Source organism: Hydrogenophaga sp. PAMC20947 (assembly GCF_004795855.1).
In the GTDB taxonomy this organism is placed as follows: Bacteria; Pseudomonadota; Gammaproteobacteria; order Burkholderiales; family Burkholderiaceae_C; genus Hydrogenophaga.
The window spans coordinates 1,340,247-1,357,286 of record NZ_CP039252.1 but is presented as its reverse complement, the minus strand read 5'-3'; the positions used below and the strand labels follow the sequence as shown (position 1 = coordinate 1,357,286).

Below are 17,040 nucleotides of genomic sequence, written 5' to 3'. Positions count from 1 at the left end.
TATCGGCCCCCCAACATGCCCGATGTGAAGGGGGCCATGCCTGGGGGAGTTGCTCTACAACGCGCGGAGTCTTTTCACAGGGCCGAGGATCGCTTGCGAGCGCCGAATTTGGTCGCTGTGTACTGGTAAAACTGATCCAGAGAGATCATGGTGATCATGAGCAAGGTGATCACGATCACCAGGGACGGCAGCGTGAAGCGGCTGATGTAGCCCCAGCCCTGAGGAATGGCATCGCGGGATTCCGTGGTGCAAATGAAGTCGGCTGCGGCCATGCCGATGTAATGCATGGAGCACACCGCTGCACCCATGACAACGGCTGCGCCCGCGCGTTTGGCGAGGCTGTTGCTGTTGAACGCCAGCCAGAGTGCGGCAGTGGCCGCCACCACCGCGATGGCGACGGAGGCAGCGACGTAAACGTAATCCCACTGGATGTAGCCATTGATCTTCAGACCGTACATACCCAGGTAGTGCATGACCACCACGCCCAGGCCCAGCAGGAATCCCGCCAGCATGATGCGCGACAGCTGCTTGGGCGCCTTGGCGGCATAGGCGAAAGCCAGAGAGGCGCCCACGACGGCCGCGACCAAAGACACCACGGTCTCCACCAGTGAATAGCTGCTGCCCACATCCATCGTCAGGGCCTGCATGCCCACGAAGTGCATGGACCAGACACCCACACCGCCAAGTGCAAGGCCGGCTGAGACGATGTTGCCCCGGTTCAAGGATCCATCGGTCTGGTTGATCCGGCCTGCGGCAGTGAGGGCCACGAATGAGCCCACGATGGAAAATGCAATCGAAAGTAACACCATGCTGGTGTCGAAACTTGAAATGACCGCTGAGTTCATGGTGTGTATTCCTGCTAAAAGCTGCTTACTGCGAACGATTGCAGCGTCTTTTGACAGACCAGCAGTCAAGCGTTTGTAAGAAAACGTTTGATGCTGAAGGCTGACTGACTCGAACAGGAGTAGCGCCTGATAGTCGGTTCAAAAAAGGGTGCCAGCGGCAGGGGAAGTGGGGTGTGATTCGCACCATGCCGGTCCGACCGGTAAGCCATGGAGATCTGGGCTTGCGTCAAGAAGCGGCCGTGCCTTGAGCGGGTGGGCATCGGCACTGGTGCCCAAAGGGGAGTCCTTGATCGACCCAAGGTATCATCCATTCGCCGCCTGTGTAGGTCGGTTGTGTGCAATTTTGATAGTCAGCGGGAAGCGGCGTGCGCCTCAATTCGATCAAGTTATCCGGCTTCAAGTCTTTCGCTGAACCCACCAACTTCTTGTTGCCTGGGCAGCTGGTGGGCGTGGTCGGACCCAATGGTTGCGGCAAATCCAACATCATGGACGCGGTGCGCTGGGTGCTGGGCGAGTCAAAAGCCTCGGAATTGCGCGGCGAGTCCATGCAGGACGTCATCTTCAGCGGCACCAACCACCGAAAGCCGGCCAGCCGCGCCAGCGTGGAGCTGGTGTTTGACAACAGCGACCATCGCGCCGGGGGGCAATGGGGGCAGTTCACTGAAATTGCGGTGAAACGTGTTCTGACACGAGACGGCAACAGCAGCTATTACATCAACAACCAGCCGGTGCGCCGCCGCGATGTTCAGGACGTGTTTCTGGGCACGGGCTTGGGCCCCCGGGCCTACGCCATCATTGGGCAAGGCACGATCAGCCGCATCATCGAGAGCAAGCCCGAAGAACTGCGGCTGTTTCTGGAAGAGGCTGCCGGTGTCTCCAAATACAAGGAACGCCGCAGGGAAACAGCCAACCGGCTGTCCGACACCCGCGAAAACCTCACGCGGGTAGAAGACATCCTGCGAGAGCTCAACGCCAATCTTGAAAAGCTCGAGAAGCAGGCCGAGGTAGCCGCGCGCTACAACCACCTGCAATCGAGCGCCACACTCAAACAACACCAGCTGTGGTTTCTAAAGCGCTCAGAGGCGGACACCGATCAGACCCAGATCAAACAGAATGCAGCGCAGGCCCTGACCGATCTGGAAGCCCGCACCGCAGACTTGCGTCGGGTCGAGTCAGACTTGGAAACTATTCGACAGGCCCATTACGCCGCCGGTGACCAGGTGAACCAGGCCCAGGGCAAGCTCTACGAGGCCAGCGCCGAAGTGGGCAAGCTGGAGGCCGAGATCCGCTTTGTGGTGGAGGGGCGTACCCGTGTCGAGCAGCGCCTGGCGCAGCTCAAGGAGCAAATTGGCTCCTGGAGCACGCGCAGCCAGGATGCGGCCGTGGAGATCGAGCAGATCGCCGAGACCATGATGGAAGCCGAAGAAAAATCGGTGGTGCTTGCGGCCCAGGGGGAAGAGCAGGGTGAAGCCTTGCCAAACCTGGAAGATGCCTTGAGAAAGGCGCAGAGTGCCGCCAACGAACAACGCAACAGCGTGGGCCAGGTGCAGCAGCAGATCCAGGTGCTGGCTTCGGAACAGCGCAACATTGAAGAACAAAGCCGCCAGCTCCAGCAGCGCCATGAGCGTCTGAGCACCGATCGCAACGCACTGGCCACGCCCGATGAGGCCCGCGTCCAGAGCGCTCAGGCTGCGCTGGTGTCGGCGCAGGAAATGGCCGACGTGGCCGACGCGGTGTTGTCTGAATTGCAGGACAGCGTGCCCGAGCTGGATGAACAGCGGCGCGGCGCGCAACAAGCCGTGAACCAGGAGTCGGGCAAACGATCTGAATTGTCCGCCCGGATGGAGGCCTTGAAGGCCTTGCAAGAGAAGGTCAAGACCGACGGCAAGCTGGCCCCCTGGCTGGCCAAACATGGGCTGGACGGTTTGCAAGGCTTGTGGAGCCGCATCCACGTGGAACCGGGCTGGGAAAACGCCCTGGAAGCCGCTTTGCGCGAGCGCCTTGGCGCCCTGGAGGTTTCCCGGCTCGAGATGGTGCGCGCCTTTGGCAACGACGCGCCGCCTGCGAAACTCGCTTTCTACCATCCGCCGGGGGCCGGCCTGCCCGCGGTGGCCAGCACATCGGGCCTCAAACCGCTGGCCGACTGGCTCAAACTCAATGATGCGGGTCAGACCGCTTTGATGACCGACTGGCTGCAGGGTTGCCTCAGCGCGGCCAGCCTGGAGGAGGCCATGGCCCAGCGCGGGCAGCTACAAGCGGGCGAGGTCATTTATGTGCCCAGCGGCCATGCGGTCTCGGCGCACAGCGTGAGCTTTTACGCGCCAGACAGCGAGCAGGCGGGCATGCTGGCGCGGGCCCAGGAAATCGAGAACCTCGACAAGCAGTTCAAGGTCCAGGTGCTGTTGGCCGAGCAGGCGCGCACAGACTTGGTGCGCGCTGAAGCGGCCTACAGCGAAGCGTCCCAGCGATTGGTCAGCGCGCGCCGCGAAGGCGCTGAAACCCGCACCCGCGCCCACGAACTGCAGGTCGAAGCCCTGCGCCTGACCCAGCTGGCCGAACAGACCCGCGCGCGCAGCGAACAGATCGCGACCGACCTGGCCGAGGTGGATCAGCAGCTCGAAGTGCTGCAGGAGCGGCGCATCACGGCCGAAGCGAAGTTTGAAGAGCTGGACATGCAACTGGCCGAGAGCCAGGAGCGCCATGCCCAGTTCGATGACAAAGTGATCGAATCCGAGCGAGCCCTGACACAGGCCCGTGAGCAGCAGCGCTCGCTGGAGCGCACCGTGCAGGAAGCCACCTTTGCCCTGCGCAGCCTGCAGGCCCGCCAAGCCGAACTGCAGCGCTCCATCGAAACCGCCGCTTCGCAAGAAAAATCCCTGGTCGACGAAGAGCAGCGCGCCAGCGAAGAGCTTGCCCGGTTGAACGATGCGGCGGCCCAGGCAGGTTTGCAAAATGCCCTGGCCATGAAGCTGGAGCGAGAAAATAACCTGGGTGCACTGCGCAGCCAGTACGACGACCTGACAGCCAAGTTGCGCGCCAGCGACGAGCGCCGATTGCAGTTGGAGCGTGAGCTCGATCCCTTGCGCCAGCGCATCACCGATTTCCAGCTCAAGGAGCAGGCCGCGCGGTTGGGTGTGGAGCAATACAGCCAGCAGCTGGAAGAAGCCCAGGCCGATCTGGCGGTGGTGGCGCAAAGCATCACCGAAGGCAATGTGCGCCTGACGGGCTTGCAAGGCGAAATTGACCGGTACCACCGGGAGATCCAGTCGCTGGGCGCCGTGAACCTGGCCGCGCTGGACGAGCTCACCGCTTCGCGTGAGCGCAAGACTTTCCTCGATGCGCAAACCGCTGATCTGGTTGAGGCCATGACCACGCTCGAAGACGCGATCAAGAAAATCGACAATGAAACCCGTGAGCTGCTGGGCAGCACGTTCGAGACGGTCAACGGCCATTTCGGCCGCATGTTCCCGGAGCTGTTTGGCGGCGGCAACGCCCGGTTGGTGATGACCGGCGAAGAGATTCTGGATGCTGGCGTCCAGGTCATGGCGCAGCCCCCGGGCAAGAAAAACCAGACGATTCACCTGTTGTCAGGCGGGGAGAAAGCGCTCACCGCCATTGCGCTGGTTTTTGCCATATTCCAGCTGAATCCTGCGCCTTTCTGCTTGCTCGACGAAGTGGACGCCCCGCTTGACGACGCCAACACGGAGCGTTATGCCAAACTGGTGACCGCGATGAGCCAGCAAGGCACCCAGTTCCTTTTCATCAGCCACAACAAGATCGCCATGGAAATGGCCAAGCAGTTGATCGGGGTGACCATGCAAGAGCAGGGTGTGTCTCGAATCGTGGCGGTGGACATGGAGTCTGCAGCTGGCATGATGGAAACAGTTTGAAACCGCATTCCTTTCAAAACCCATGAGCACATTGCAACTCAGCCTGGCCATTTTCGGCGGACTCGTTCTGGCAGGCGTTATCGTCTACAACGCGTGGATCACCCGCCAAAGCGCGCCCCGCACGGCCAAAGAGCGGATGCCGTCGGATGCTGGCACCGACGCCACGGGGTTTGACCACACCCATCCGCGCAGCGAAGATCCGGGCTCTCAGGTAGCCGAACGCATTGAGCCCGTGCTGGGGGAGGCTTTTGGCGCGGACGACACGGCGCCAACACCTTTGTCCGAGAACGCACCGACATCGGTTCCAACCATCAGCAAGGCTGCGCCCAGGTCGCCTCAGCCATCGGAATCAACAAGCACTTCACCCCAGGTGCCAGGCCCACCGCGGGTCCCGAGCATGGTCCCCGTGACGCTCAACAATGTCATTGCTTCTCCCGAGAAGCGGCCAGGTCTGGATGCCCTGATCGATGTCATCACGCCGTTGAACCTGGACAACGTGGTGTCGGGCGATGCGGTGATGGCCGCCTTGCCCAGCACGCGCCGGGTGGGCAGCAAGCCTTTTGCCGTTGAGGGCTTGAGCGATATCACGGGAGAGTGGGAGTCGCCCAGGGCAGGCCAGCGCTACCACACGCTCCAGGCCGGGGTACAGCTGGCCAACCGCGCGGGCGCGCTCAACGACATCGAGTTTTCCGAGTTTGTGGGCAAGGCCCAGGCCTTTGCCGATGCCGTGGGTGCGGGCACCGATTTTCCAGACATGCGCGGCGAAGTCGCTCGAGGCAGGGAGCTCGATGCTTTCGCCAGCGGACACGATGCACAGCTGGGCTTCACCTTGCGCGCTCGCCGCTCGGCATGGAGCCCGGGTTATGTGGCCCAGCATGCGGCCCAGCTTGGATTTGTGCCGGGAGTATTGCCTGGGCGCATGGTTTTGCCTGGCAGCGTGGCCGGGCAGGCCCCCATCCTCAGTTTGAGCTTTGACGCGCAAGCCGCGATGGCCGAAGATCCGGAACAGAGCGCATTGCGCGAAATCAATTTGTCGCTGGAGGTCACCCATGTGCCCCGCAGCGAGCAGCCCTTTGTGCGCATGCGGCAGGTTGCACAAACCCTGGCCGAAACCATGGACGGGGCTATCACCGATGATGCGGGCCAGCCGCTGTCCACCGACACCATGGACCGGATCGGCTCTGATCTGGAGAGCCTGTACGACGCCCTCGACAGCCACGATCTCTCGGCTGGGTCGCCGCAGGCGCGACGTCTTTTTAGCTGATTCCCGCGAGATTGAGCCCACCCCTGTGCCGCGCTTGAAGCGCGTCACCCCCTCATGGGGGCTACGCTGGCGGCCCGGCGGAGCCGGTTCCGCGGCGTTCTTGAAAATGCCCCTCTCCCGTTGCTTTGATTGTCTCGATGAGCACCTCTGACCTTTTTTCTGAGCAGCCATCGCCGGCCGATCGCGCGGTTGAGCTGCGTGCGCAATTGCACCACCACGCCCACCGTTACTACACGCTGGACGATCCCGAGATTCCGGATGCGGAATACGACAAGCTGTTCCGTGAGTTGCAGGCGCTGGAGGCCGATCATCCTGAATTGCGCTCGTCTGACTCGCCCACGCAGCGCGTGGGAGGCCGGGTGCTGGAGGGCTTCACGCCGGTGCGCCATGTCGTGCCCATGCTGTCGATCAACACGGAGACCGATACCGAGCCCAGCGGCGCGGTGAATTTCGACAACCGCATTCGTCGCGCGCTGGAACGGGTAGACGGCGACGCGTCGGTGGAGTATGTGGCCGAACTCAAGTTTGACGGACTGGCGATGAGCCTGCGCTACGAAGCAGGCGTGCTCGTGCAGGCCGCCACGCGCGGCGACGGCGAGACCGGGGAGGATGTGACCGCCAATATTCGCACCGTGGGCCAGATCCCGTTGCGCCTGCCGGTAGGGACTCCGCCTGTGCTGGAGGTGCGCGGCGAGGTTTATATGCGGCGTGACGAATTTGAGGGACTGAACGAAAAACAGCGCGCCAAGATCGCGGCTGGCGCCAAAGGGGAAAAGACTTTTGTGAACCCGCGCAATGCGGCGGCGGGGGCGGTGCGGCAACTCGATTCCGGCATTGCAGCCCAGCGCCCCCTGAGCTTTTTCGCCTATGGGCTGGGCGACATCACACCTGTCGACCAAGGTGGCCCAGCCTTTGCGACCCACATGGAGATGCTCGCGCAACTCAAAGCCTGGGGCTTTCCCGTGGCGGAGCAGACCCGTGTGGTCAGCGGGGCGGATGAGCTGGTGGCTTTTCACCAGCAGATTGGCAATACCCGCGATCAGCTGCCCTACGACATCGACGGCGTGGTCTACAAAGTCAATTCGCTGGCTTTGCAACGACAGTTGGGCTTTGTTTCCCGGGAGCCGCGCTGGGCCGTGGCGCACAAATACCCGGCGCAAGAACAGCTCACTAGGGTTTTGGCGATTGATATTCAGGTGGGTCGCACTGGCAAGCTCACTCCCGTGGCGAAGCTCGCACCTGTGTTCGTCGGCAACGTGACCGTCACCAACGCCACGCTGCACAACGAAGACGAGGCGCGTCGAAAAGACGTGCGCGTGGGCGACACGGTGATCGTGCGGCGGGCGGGCGATGTGATTCCCGAAGTGGTGTCGGTCTTGCTGGACAAGCGGGTGGGTGAACCTGCACAGTTCACCATGCCACATGTGTGCCCGGTGTGTGGAAGCGCCGCCGTGCGCGAAGAGGATGAAGCCGATTACCGTTGCACCGGTGGTTTGTTTTGTGGTGCGCAGCGCAAGCAGGCCATTCTTCATTTCGCCCAGCGCCGCGCCGTGGAGGTCGAAGGGCTGGGCGACAAGCTGGTTGAGCAAATGGTTGACGCCGGTGTGGTCAAAACGCTGCCAGACCTCTACAAACTGGGCTTCACCGCCTTGGCGAGTCTGGAGCGGATGGCCGAAAAATCGGCGCAGAACATCGTCAATGCGCTGGAAAAGTCCAAGCAAACCACCCTGCCTCGTTTCCTTTTTGGTCTGGGTATCCGCCATGTCGGGGAAGCCACCGCCAAAGAGCTCGCACGCCATTTCGGCCAGCTTGACCGCATCATGGACGCGAGCGAAGAGCAGTTGGTGGAAGTCAACGATGTGGGCCCTATCGTGGCGCAAAGCCTGCGCACCTTCTTTGATCAACCCCACAACCGCGAAGTGGTCGAACAGTTGCGCGCTTGCGGCGTGCACTGGGAAGAGCTTGAGCCCGCCGCGCAGGGGCCTAAACCCCTGTCAGGCAAGACCTTCGTGCTGACGGGCTCGTTTCCCAAATTGAGCCGTGATCAGGCCAAAGAACTGCTCGAAGCCGCGGGTGCCAAGGTGGCCGGCTCGGTGAGCAAAAAAACAGACTATGTGGTGGCGGGCACCGACGCTGGCAGCAAGCTCACCAAGGCGCAGGATCTGGGTGTGACGGTGCTCGACGAAGCAGCGATGTTGGCCTTGCTGGAAGCGCCAGGACCTACTTGAACTTGTAATGGTCCCGATTGAGCACGGCCGCCACGGCTGTGACTTCTTCCGGGAACATGCCCATACTCATGTTGGTGTTGCACATCTCCACCATGCCGCGCATCAAGCCGGCGGTGTTGAACTTGCCCTGCGGTTTGAAGATGGCGCTGCCATCGCCGCCCACCTTGCTGGTGTGGCATTGCATGCATTTGTGCTCCGCGATCATTCTTTCACCCAGTGCGAGGTCGGCGCCTTTGAAGATATCCGCGCCCTGAGCCCGTGCTGGAGAAGCCACCCAGGCCGCACCGATGAGCAAAGTCATGGCAACCACGCTGATGGAACGGGCCAAAGGGTGGGTGCGCTGTGGCAAGGTATATGCGGGGCGACTGGCGTCGGTGGTGGGCAGTGTCATCGGAGTCTCCTGGGCTGGTGCGGCTGCGCTGTCGTTGGTATGGGGTATCAGGTTAGTTTTTTTCGCACCTCCTGACAAGCCCATGAAACCTCGTGAAGGCTCTCAAACCGGACTTGTTTCTCTGAAATCCTGTAAGAACGCCACGACTGACCCGACTCACTTCTGTGCCGCCCCTTTGGGTGGAAACAGTGCAGGAGGCGTGATGAACCCGGAAATTCGAAGAAGAACCGCCTGGATGTTGCTGGGCGCAAGCGCGTTCGTGGCCCCTATGGCCTGGGCTGCATTGCCGGCGGTCTATACGGGCTTCTTCAGCCAGACGGCGCTGGGCGGCTACGACCCTGTGGCGTTTTTCGAGATGAACAAGCCTGTCAAAGGCGATGCCCAGTTCACCCATGACTACAGCGGCGTGCACTGGCGGTTTGTCAACGCTGCACACAGGGAGCTTTTTGCTGCAAACCCACAAGCTTACGCGCCTCAATACGGCGGCTATTGCGCCTGGGCCGTGGCCGAAGGGTCGACCGCCTCGGGTGACCCGATGTTCTGGAAGATCATTGACGGCAAGCTTTACCTGAACTACGACGCCGAAGTGCAGAAGCGTTGGGAAAAAGACATCCCCGGGTTCATCGCCAAAGCCGACAAAAACTGGCCTTCGGTGTTGGGGCGGTGAGGGGGCCACCATGGACAATCCGTTTCCCCGCAAAGCCTTGACCACCATTTTGGTGCTGTTCATTGCCGTCGTGTTCATCCAGTCGCTGTTTTTCAAGTTCACCGATTCACCAGAAACCCAGCATATCTTTGGAACGCTGGACGCCTGGGGGTCGAGCCTGGGGTTTCCGGGGCTGTTTGCCCGCAACGGCATCTTCAGCCCCCATGTCGTGGGCTCGGTCGAAAGTCTGGCTTCGGTGGTTCTGTTGATCGCTTTGCTGCGCAAGCGGTCGTCCGGGGTTGCGCTTGGCGCTTTGCTGTCGCTGGGAGTGATCAGCGGGGCGATCTTCTTTCACTTGCTCACCCCATTGGGGATTGAGGTGCTCAACGCCGTTGGCTCTCGCGATGGCGGTCAGCTCTTTGCGATGGCCTGCGGCATCTGGGTATCGTCGGTGGTGCTGATCGCCTCCCACCGCCAAGCGCTGGCCCGCTTGATGGCGCGCAGCTGCGCCCGGGGCACAGCATGAACCCGGCCGCGCGAAACGCCGTTTCGGTCATGTTGCACACCCTGGGCCTCAAGCACCCTCGGCATGGCGCTGTGGCGGGGCGGGGCGATGTTCAGCGGGAACGCATCTGGGTGGGTGGACTCTTGAACGCCCACATCAGTTACCTGCGCGCGGGCGATCCACAGGGGCAGCGCGTGGTGCTGGTACACGGCACCCCGGGGAAAGCCGAAGGCTGGAGCGACTTCCTGTTAAATCCGCCCCCAGGCATCGAATTGATCGCGCTGGACCGGCCAGGATTTGCGCACAGTGGCCCGAAGCAAGCAGCGCCTGACCTGGAGCACCAGGCCGCGGCAGTGGCCGCCTTGCTCCCATCAGACGGTCGGCAAGCGGTGCTTCTGGGACATTCGCTGGGTGGCGCGGTGGTGGCACAGGTCGCGGTTCAATGTCCGGAACGCGTGGTTGGGCTGGTGTTGCTGGCGGCGGCGCTTGACCCTGCGCTTGAGCGAATCCACCCCCTGCAGCCTTTGGCCGCGCGCTGGCCCTTGCGCTCGCTGCTCCCCAAGGCCTTGCGCCACGCCAACCATGAGCTGCTGCAGTTTCGGGCGGAGCTCGAAACGCTGGCAACCCGCTTGCATCTCATCACAACGCCCACCCATGTGATTCACGGCACCCAGGACCACCTCGTGCCCTATGCCAATGTGGCCTACCTGCAGCGCATGCTGCGCTCGGTGGAGCGGCTGCAGATCGAAACCCTCGAAGGGGGTGATCATTTTTTACCCTGGAACGCTCAGGCCGTGGTGCGCCGGGCACTGGCCCAATGGCCCAGGGTCGGTGAGGCGGTGGCATGAATGCCGACGCTACCGCCATTGGCGCTTTCTGGACCGCCGCGCTTGCAGGTCTCGCACAGCCTTGGGTGATTGGCCTGGTCCTTGCGCTCACAACGCTGCTGCTGGAAGACGTGGCGATCGCGGCGGGTGTCGCCGTGGCCACCCAAGGGGCACTGAGTTGGGAATGGGCCTTTGTGGCCGTGGCCGGTGGCATCGCGTTGGGGGACCTGGGCCTGTATGGCCTGGGTATGGCAGCCCACAAAGTGGGCTGGCTGCGCCGCAAGTACATCGAGGGCCGGGAGCAGACGGCGGGGCAGACCCTCAGACGAGAACTGGCGGGCGCTGTCTTGCTCGCGCGGGTCATCCCCGGGCTTCGGCTGCTGACCTACACCGCCTGTGGTTTCCTTCGGGTCCCATTCGCGTCTTTCACCGCCTGGGTCGCGCTGGCCGTGGCGCTCTGGACGGCAGGACTGTTCTGGTTCAGCTCGGCCCTGGGTGCTGTGATCGCCGAGCGCTGGAATGTGCCCGTGGTTTTCGCCGTTGCGTTGCCCGTGGTGGTGCTGGCATTGCTGGTGCCCCTGGTTCGGTGGTTGCGCAAGCCCCGTTCTTCCCCCATCACCCCATGAACACCTCTTCCATGCTGTCTGATCTACCCATCGCTTCCAGCGGTACTGCCGCGTCGCCCCCCCCCCACCAGGGCATGCCCCCGCTGGATCAGGAGGGCGCTCCGCTCAGTTTTTTCGAGTTCTGGCCCATGTGGGCGTTTTACCCGCCAGTCGCCTTGTATGCCGGTTGGCTCATGCTGCGCTACCGCGGCATCACTTTGCCTACCGTGGCCAACCCCTCTTTTCCCGGTGGCGGGTTTGTGGGGGAGTCCAAAGCTGAGATCCTCGACCTGGTGGTTCGACATGCGCCCGAATGGGTGGCACCTTTTGTCACTGTTGATCGCCCAGCCCTGGAACGGGACGCAGGAGCGGAGCTTGCACTGAGCAACCTGACCGATCAGGCCTTGAAAAAGCTCTCGGATGCAGGTTTGGCGTTGCCTGTGGTGGCCAAGCCCGATCTCGGCTGCCGAGGCGCGGGCGTCAAGCTGATACGCACCGAGGCGGCCTTGAGCGCCTACCTGGCGAGTTACCCGGCCGGAGCCCGCTTGCTGTTGCAGCAGTTTGTACCGTTTGAGGGGGAAGCAGGGGTGTTTTATTGCCGCCGCCCCGGCGAGTCCAAAGGTCGCCTCATTTCCATCACGCTCAAGTATTTTCCCCATGTGCAGGGCGATGGCCAGCGCAGCTTGCGCCAGCTGATTCTGGACGACCCTCGGGCGGGCAAGCTGCCCCACCTCTACCTGCACCGCCACGCCGATCGCCTCGACTCGGTTCCGGCGCCAGGGGAATCCATCAAGCTGGCCTTTGCCGGCAGCCACAGCCGGGGCGCCATTTTCCGCAACGGCACCGACCTCATCACCCCCGCCATGGAAGCCCGCTTCGATGCCATCGCCCAGAGCCTGCCGGAATTCTATTTCGGCCGCTTTGACATCCGCTTTGAGAACTTTGAAGACGTGCGAAACGGGCACAGTTTCACCATGGTGGAAGCCAACGGCGCCGGCGCCGAAAGCACCCACATCTGGGATCGCAAGACAGGGCTCTTCAAAGCCTGGGGCGATCTCATGAAGCAATACAAGCTGCTGTTCCAGATTGGCCGCGCCAACAAGGACCGTGGGTTCAAACCCCTCAGCCTGTCCGAGTTCCGCCGTTGGCACCGGCGCGAAAAGGAACTCACCCCCTTGTACCCTGCCACCGACTGACCTTCTTCACGCCATGCTTCAAGCCACCGTCATCGACTCTCCCCAGGCATCGCTCGCCTCCATCAACTCCACCACACAGCTCTGGGCCTACAACCGCGCCTTGTTGCAGCAGGGGGTTGACATGATCGATCTGTTGCAGGCACAGGCTTGCCCCGAATTTCGCTACGCGCAGGCGGTCGGTCCCCACTTGCGCCACATCATTGAGCACTACCAGGCACTGCTCAACACATTGGCCGACCCGGACACCGACTGCGTGGACTACGACGCCCGCAACCGCGCACTGGATGTGCAAAGCGATCCCGCGGTGACGCGGCAACGGCTGCAAGCGCAGATGGCCGTGATGGAACAACATGCCCAAGACCCGCGCTTGAGCCTGTCCATGGCCCTGACCACCCGACTGCAAGCGGGTACCGTGGGTGAACTGGCCGTGAGCGTGGTGACCACTTTGGGGCGTGAGCTGCTGTTCGTTGGCTCGCACACCACCCACCACTACGCCTTGCTGGCCCACTATTGCCAGGCGGCAGGGGTATCACTCGGGGCGGATTTTGGCAAGGCACCAGCCACAGTGGCGTTCGAGCGGCGCGCAGCGGCCACCCAGGCGGCCTGAAAAGACGCGAACCCGATCCCGAAAGTGAGGTGCCTTGCCTCCTTTTTTTGCCCAAAAGGTCGAAATCAATCGATCCCGAATCGCTTGCGCCGTTTGGCCATTTCAGGCGACTGCAAGTCCATCAGCGTGAGGAAATCGATGGTCTTGAACTGGGTATCGATCGCAGGTGGCCCACAAATCCAGGCCCCCAGTGCCAGGTAGGCCGAAAGCAACTTGGGCATGGGCAACGCACCATTTGGGACTTCACGGGCTTGACAGGCCATGCCCGCCAAGGGGAGGGTGCGCAGGTGTTCGGGTGCCAGCTGTGGCTGCAGGGTGCGGTAACCCTGCAGCCCCACAGCAGGGTCTTGTGAGGTCAGCGAGCTGCAGCCCAGCAAATAGCGAGTGCCGGTGTGGTGGGCATATTGAACAATGCCTCTCCACAACATGCTCAGCACGGAAAAATTGCGGTGATCGGGATGGATGCAGGCGCGCCCCAGCTCCAGGAATTCCGCTCGGAGCGCCTCATACGGCGCCAGGTCAAACTCGCCCGAGCAGTAATAACCCTGATGGGCCTTGGCTTGCTCACCGGTCTGCATGCGGTAGGTGCCGACCACAGTACGGCTGGCCGCGTGCTCGACCAGCAGGTGTTCGCAAACTTCGTCAAACGGATCCTGATCCAGGCCTGTCTGGTACGAAGCGCTCAGCCCTTCCCTGAGCTCCAGGTTGAACACCACAAAGCGCAGGCGCTGAATGGCCTTCAGCTCTTCTGGCGAGCTGCACATCCTCAACCGGTAGGTCGAGGTCTGCGCTTCAAAACTCAAGGTGCGGCGTAGAGAGGTGAACAGGTCCATGGGGTGGGCAAAGTTCTTGCAATGCCTTTCGTCGTCCCCAGTGCTGGATTCTTACAAGCCGCTCCGCCCTTATCTTCCTTTTTTCGGATTCTGGTGGGCGAATTCGTTCATTCCACGTCTTCATCTCCTGCGCTCTCCGACTCTGCCCCCGGAGACTCGTCCCGGGCTGCGTCGGCATCGGACTGGAGGCGGTTGACGTCGTTGAGGAAGGTATCCAGTGGCTGTGGGCTCGCCCATCTCAGCGCCGGGTAGGAGAGCTGGTCCATGGTGTGGGTGGCCGTGAGCTCATGGTGTGTGATCCACCGCTGTGCCAGCGGCACGGTCATGGCCGCCACGGTGACCACGGCCAGCCCCCAGCGGGCGGCGGGCCAGTGGCCCGGATCGGCTGTGCGCAGGTGGGCGCGCACGATGAAGGCAAGACACAGGCCGACCAGATAAGGCTGCCACTGCGCGGGCCACACCCAGCCGGAAGAGAAACCCAGCGTGGACAACAGGTCTTCTAGCACGGCCACGCCCAGGTAGCCACTGCAGGCAATCAACAGGTGATTGAAGAAGCGGTCTGCGCCATTGACCAGGCGGCCATACAACGCATAGGCGGCGCTCCAAAGCCCGATGAAGCCTGCGATGCCGGCCAATACATACAGGTAAGGTGGCGACTCTGTTTGCAAGTCGGTGAGCCAGAGTTTCCAGGATGAATGGACCAAAACGGCGATCAGGGCCAACAAGGCCCACACCCAAACCAGGCGTTTCTCCATCGGCAATTCAGGGGCGAGGGGCCAGGCGGAGGACCGCACCCTGATCCAGCTCGAGCCGACCCGCAGGGTTTGATCGCGCTCGACGTAGATGTCGGAAACCTTTTTCCCGCGTTGCAGGGCAATGCCGTTCAGGGTTCCGAGGTCGCTGAGCGAGGCTGTTTGCGGGCCGTGAAAGACCAGCTCGGCATGGTGGGGGGCGGCATGCGGATCGTCCAGCACCAGATCGTTGTCCAGCGCCCGACCCAAGGTAAAACGATCGCCTTCTGTACGGATGCGCGCCAGCACACGGCCGTCGCGGTGCAGATGTTCAACAGCCCAGCTCATTGCATGCGCTCCAGAAAAAGGCGGCTCAGGGCCTGCGCGTTTTCAAACGACAGGCCCTTCATGCTCAGGCTGCTGCTCAGGCGTTCCGAGGTGCTGTCCACCTGGGTCGCGGTGAGCGTGTAATCAAACAAGCCGTTGAACTTGCGGTAGGCCTGCACACACACGGCAACGCGGTAGACGTGGTCCCTGGCTTGAACATAGTCATCGTGGCATTGGCCTTTGGCCCGGTTGCGGCCGCCCATGCCACCCTTGGCCCCCTGGATCTCGGCGCCGAGCGCAATGAACTGCGGTGTGGCCAGCTGATCGTTCCGCACCAGGCGGTGGTTGATCCGCAGTGAACCCGCGTAAACACCCGAACCTGCGAACACGTCTTCGCTCAAGCTGCAGTTCAGGGCGTCGCTGCGGTACAGCAGCTTTTCACCCGTTCGTCCCTGGGCCCAGCAACGTGTCAGGCTGCCGTCGAGCGTCGGAACGGTGCGGTCCCCCAGGCGCTGCGTCGACATGCCCGCAACCGCCGGTCCAGACTGACCCGTTTGGGTACCTGTCTGAAACTTGCTGAAAATGTGGGCCTGGTGGGCCAGCAATTGACGACCAATTTCGGGGCGCCAGTCGGTTGGGGATGGACTGTTGCCTGTGCCTTCGAGCAAGAGCTTGGCGTAGCGCGCAGGCACCAGAAAGCTCAGTTGTTCGCCGTCGCGGCGCGTGGCGACGTTCACGCCGATCACTTCGCCCGCCTGGTTGATGGCAGGCCCACCGCTCATGCCGGAATTCAGGGAGCCCGAGAACAGCATCTGCTCGTAAAGGCGTTTCTCGACCGAGCCGTTGTACAGCCCTTCGGAAATCAGAAACCCGAGCTCCAGCGGGTTGCCCAAAGCGTATACGGGCGCGCCCTGCGACATGGTGTCGGCGTTGAGCGGCAACACTTGCCAGGGCGTGGGTGTAACGCCTGGCGCCGGTTCGGTGCGCAGCACAGCGAGATCGTGGATGACATCCACCGCAACCAGCCGGGCGGAAACCAGGCGTTGGTTGGTGCCGCGCAACTCTATTCTGTATTTGTCCGGGTCAACGGCCAGATCCGCAATCACGTGGAAATTGGTCACCACCAGAGCGCCTGCCACACCCAGGTCGCGGGCCACAAACCCGGAGCCCAGGGTGGCCTGCTCGTTGGCGCTGGCCAGCAACACACGCACCTGGACGATCGCGTCGCGGGTGTTGGCGAACAACTCACGGGCGGAAGGCGAGGGCGAAAGGGCGATCGAGCCCAGGTTGCTGGACAAGTCGGCGGCGGGTCTTTCGGCTCCTGAGGGCGCAGTCTGGGCCAGAGCAGGGAGCGCCATGAGGGCCGAGCAAAACATCCAGGCACGGTAGCGGGCAATCAAAGTGGGGAGCATGTCTGAGGCAGCAGTTGGGGCCGCGACAGTTTAGGGCCTGGCTTCGCAGTGTGGCGCCTCGCGTCACAATGGCACCTCTCTAAAGGGTAGAAACCATGACCGTGCACACCATCCTCAAAATGGGCGATCCACGCCTGCTGCGCACCGCGCAGGCCGTGACCGCCTTTGACACACCCGAACTGCGCCAGCTCCTGGCAGACATGGAAGACACCATGGCCCACGCCAACGGAGCGGGCCTGGCCGCACCCCAAATCGGCGTGGATCTGCAACTGGTGATTTTTGGCTCGGGCCAGATCAACCCCCGTTACCCCGACGAACCCTCGATCCCGCGGACCGTGTTGCTCAATCCTGTGATCACCCCTCTGGGTGAAGCAGAAGAAGAGAGCTGGGAGGGCTGCTTGTCGGTCCCGGGCTTGCGCGCGGTCGTGCCCCGCTGGCAGCGCATTCGCTACCAGGGTTTTGATGTTGCAGGTCAGGCCATCGACCGTGAAGCCGACGGATTTCATGCGCGCGTGGTGCAACACGAGTGTGATCACCTGATCGGCATCCTTTACCCCATGCGGGTGCGCGATTTCTCCCGCTTTGGTTACACCGAGGTGTTGTTTCCCGGGCTGGATGCGCTCGAAGACGATTGAAGCCTTGGTTGTCGCAGGTATCGATTTTTCAGCCCGGTTTTTGCGCGGGCTGAAACAAATCGACATGTTGGTGAGCCTGTTTTGTTAAATTGGCGGGC

Annotated in this window: 15 protein-coding genes; 10 read left to right on the top strand and 5 right to left on the bottom strand. The window is 62.3% G+C overall.

From position 1 onward, the window contains the following. Positions 1–74 precede the first annotated feature (74 nt). A complete protein-coding gene (locus E5678_RS06050) occupies positions 75–845 on the bottom strand; it encodes an MHYT domain-containing protein (RefSeq protein ID WP_136177685.1) in 771 nt (256 codons plus the stop codon). A 365-nt stretch (positions 846–1,210) separates the two neighbouring features. Here E5678_RS06050 and smc point away from each other — a divergent pair, with 365 nt between their 5' ends. The 3 genes from smc to ligA all read left to right on the top strand — a co-directional run bounded on the left by smc (position 1,211) and on the right by ligA (position 8,227). Further along, a complete protein-coding gene (gene smc / locus E5678_RS06045) occupies positions 1,211–4,735 on the top strand; it encodes a chromosome segregation protein SMC (protein WP_136177684.1) in 3,525 nt (1,174 codons plus the stop codon). Positions 4,736–4,757: 22 nt separating this feature from the next. Then, positions 4,758–5,999, top strand: a complete 1,242-nt coding sequence (locus E5678_RS06040) for a cell division protein ZipA C-terminal FtsZ-binding domain-containing protein (RefSeq protein ID WP_136177683.1) — start codon at positions 4,758–4,760, stop codon at positions 5,997–5,999. A gap of 137 nt (positions 6,000–6,136) precedes the next feature. Beyond that, a complete protein-coding gene (gene ligA, locus E5678_RS06035; protein ID WP_136177682.1) occupies positions 6,137–8,227 on the top strand; it encodes an NAD-dependent DNA ligase LigA in 2,091 nt (696 codons plus the stop codon). Here ligA and E5678_RS06030 read toward each other — a convergent pair. Beyond that, entirely contained in the window at positions 8,220–8,618 is a 399-nt protein-coding gene (locus tag E5678_RS06030; protein ID WP_247596928.1) for a hypothetical protein, read from the bottom strand. The two genes, ligA and E5678_RS06030, sit on opposite strands and share 8 nt — an antisense overlap. 202 nt (positions 8,619–8,820) lie before the next feature. On the opposite strand from E5678_RS06030, the gene E5678_RS06025 reads away from it, so the two are divergent. The 6 genes from E5678_RS06025 to E5678_RS06000 are packed head-to-tail and all read left to right on the top strand — an operon-like array spanning position 8,821 to position 13,004. After that, positions 8,821–9,285 carry a YHS domain-containing (seleno)protein gene (locus E5678_RS06025; RefSeq protein ID WP_210731997.1) on the top strand — a complete coding sequence of 155 codons (465 nt, stop codon included), beginning with the start codon at positions 8,821–8,823 and terminating at the stop codon, positions 9,283–9,285. A gap of 10 nt (positions 9,286–9,295) precedes the next feature. Next, positions 9,296–9,790: a hypothetical protein gene (locus E5678_RS06020; RefSeq protein WP_136177681.1), complete on the top strand. Its 495-nt coding sequence runs from the start codon at positions 9,296–9,298 to the stop codon at positions 9,788–9,790. Positions 9,791–9,819: 29 nt separating this feature from the next. Further along, a complete protein-coding gene (locus tag E5678_RS06015; RefSeq protein ID WP_168708498.1) occupies positions 9,820–10,617 on the top strand; it encodes an alpha/beta hydrolase in 798 nt (265 codons plus the stop codon). Then, positions 10,614–11,222 (top strand): VTT domain-containing protein, encoded by a 609-nt coding sequence (locus E5678_RS06010; RefSeq protein ID WP_136177679.1) that lies wholly within the window; start codon positions 10,614–10,616, stop codon positions 11,220–11,222. The genes E5678_RS06015 and E5678_RS06010 overlap by 4 nt, the downstream gene beginning before the upstream one ends. After that, a complete protein-coding gene (locus tag E5678_RS06005) occupies positions 11,219–12,397 on the top strand; it encodes an ATP-grasp domain-containing protein (protein WP_210731996.1) in 1,179 nt (392 codons plus the stop codon). The genes E5678_RS06010 and E5678_RS06005 overlap by 4 nt, the downstream gene beginning before the upstream one ends. 13 nt (positions 12,398–12,410) lie before the next feature. Continuing rightward, on the top strand, positions 12,411–13,004 hold the full coding sequence (locus E5678_RS06000; RefSeq protein WP_136177678.1) for a hypothetical protein: 594 nt from the start codon (positions 12,411–12,413) through the stop codon (positions 13,002–13,004). Between the two features lie 65 nt (positions 13,005–13,069). On the opposite strand, the gene E5678_RS05995 is transcribed toward E5678_RS06000, so the two are convergent. The 3 genes from E5678_RS05995 to E5678_RS05985 form a co-directional block, all read right to left on the bottom strand. After that, on the bottom strand, positions 13,070–13,837 hold the full coding sequence (locus tag E5678_RS05995) for a GNAT family N-acyltransferase (protein WP_136177677.1): 768 nt from the start codon (positions 13,835–13,837) through the stop codon (positions 13,070–13,072). A gap of 107 nt (positions 13,838–13,944) precedes the next feature. Further along, complete coding sequence (locus E5678_RS05990; protein WP_136177676.1) at positions 13,945–14,916, bottom strand: FHA domain-containing protein; 972 nt, start codon at positions 14,914–14,916, stop codon at positions 13,945–13,947. Further along, the gene (locus tag E5678_RS05985; RefSeq protein ID WP_136177675.1) at positions 14,913–16,307 is read right to left on the bottom strand and encodes a serine protease; all 1,395 of its coding nucleotides are present in this window, start codon (positions 16,305–16,307) and stop codon (positions 14,913–14,915) included. Before E5678_RS05985 ends, E5678_RS05990 begins: the two co-directional genes overlap by 4 nt. Positions 16,308–16,402: 95 nt before the next feature. On the opposite strand from E5678_RS05985, the gene def reads away from it, so the two are divergent. Next, the gene (def, locus tag E5678_RS05980) at positions 16,403–16,942 is read left to right on the top strand and encodes a peptide deformylase (RefSeq protein WP_136177674.1); all 540 of its coding nucleotides are present in this window, start codon (positions 16,403–16,405) and stop codon (positions 16,940–16,942) included. The last annotated feature ends 98 nt before the right edge of the window (positions 16,943–17,040 follow it).

What these genes read in the sequence shown, in the direction of transcription:
- E5678_RS06050 (WP_136177685.1), bottom strand. Translation starts at nt 845, where the DNA reads ATGAACTCAGCGGTCATTTCAAGTTTCGACACCAGCATGGTGTTACTT.
- E5678_RS06040 (WP_136177683.1), top strand. Translation starts at nt 4,758, where the DNA reads ATGAGCACATTGCAACTCAGCCTGGCCATTTTCGGCGGACTCGTTCTG.
- ligA (WP_136177682.1), top strand. Translation starts at nt 6,137, where the DNA reads ATGAGCACCTCTGACCTTTTTTCTGAGCAGCCATCGCCGGCCGATCGC.
- E5678_RS06030 (WP_247596928.1), bottom strand. Translation starts at nt 8,618, where the DNA reads ATGACACTGCCCACCACCGACGCCAGTCGCCCCGCATATACCTTGCCA.
- E5678_RS06025 (WP_210731997.1), top strand. Translation starts at nt 8,821, where the DNA reads ATGAACCCGGAAATTCGAAGAAGAACCGCCTGGATGTTGCTGGGCGCA.
- E5678_RS06020 (WP_136177681.1), top strand. Translation starts at nt 9,296, where the DNA reads ATGGACAATCCGTTTCCCCGCAAAGCCTTGACCACCATTTTGGTGCTG.
- E5678_RS06015 (WP_168708498.1), top strand. Translation starts at nt 9,820, where the DNA reads ATGTTGCACACCCTGGGCCTCAAGCACCCTCGGCATGGCGCTGTGGCG.
- E5678_RS06010 (WP_136177679.1), top strand. Translation starts at nt 10,614, where the DNA reads ATGAATGCCGACGCTACCGCCATTGGCGCTTTCTGGACCGCCGCGCTT.
- E5678_RS06005 (WP_210731996.1), top strand. Translation starts at nt 11,219, where the DNA reads ATGAACACCTCTTCCATGCTGTCTGATCTACCCATCGCTTCCAGCGGT.
- E5678_RS06000 (WP_136177678.1), top strand. Translation starts at nt 12,411, where the DNA reads ATGCTTCAAGCCACCGTCATCGACTCTCCCCAGGCATCGCTCGCCTCC.
- E5678_RS05995 (WP_136177677.1), bottom strand. Translation starts at nt 13,837, where the DNA reads ATGGACCTGTTCACCTCTCTACGCCGCACCTTGAGTTTTGAAGCGCAG.
- E5678_RS05990 (WP_136177676.1), bottom strand. Translation starts at nt 14,916, where the DNA reads ATGAGCTGGGCTGTTGAACATCTGCACCGCGACGGCCGTGTGCTGGCG.
- E5678_RS05985 (WP_136177675.1), bottom strand. Translation starts at nt 16,307, where the DNA reads ATGCTCCCCACTTTGATTGCCCGCTACCGTGCCTGGATGTTTTGCTCG.
- def (WP_136177674.1), top strand. Translation starts at nt 16,403, where the DNA reads ATGACCGTGCACACCATCCTCAAAATGGGCGATCCACGCCTGCTGCGC.